Source organism: Mesorhizobium sp. WSM4816 (assembly GCF_055811535.1).
In genome coordinates this window covers 1-428 of record NZ_JBVVQR010000109.1, presented here as the reverse complement: position 1 = coordinate 428, position 428 = coordinate 1, and the positions used below count along the sequence as shown (strand labels likewise).

Annotated in this window: 1 pseudogene; it reads left to right on the top strand. The window is 68.5% G+C overall.

Annotation, left to right across the window (positions count from 1 at the left end):
* Nucleotides 1-428, top strand: a pseudogene (locus tag AC0L3H_RS33015) (AcrB/AcrD/AcrF family protein); the annotation flags it as partial.

Sequence of the window (428 nt, the reverse complement as noted above, 5' to 3'; positions counted from 1 at the left end):
GAAGACGTGGTCGGCGTGATCCAGTACGAGTTCGTCGACTGGCGCGAGCGCAAATCGGCGAACGCCATCCTGGACGAACTGCGCGGCGTCATGGCCGGCATTCCCGGCGTCGACGTCGAGGTTCGTGTGCCCGAGGCCGGCCCGCCCACCGGCAAGCCGATCCAGATCAGGCTGTCAGCCGTCGACCCGAAAGGCCTCGACGACAAGGCGCGCGCCGTCGCCGCGCGCATTGCCAAGGTGCCCGGTGTCATCGATATTTCCGACGGCCTGCCGCCACCCGGCGTCGACTGGGCGCTCGACGTCGATCGCGCCAAGGCGGCGCAATACGGCATCAGCCCGACTTCGGTCGGCACGGTGGTGCAACTGGTGACGAACGGGCTGAAGCTCAGCGAATACCGGCCGGCCGGTGCGGACGACGCCGTCGACAT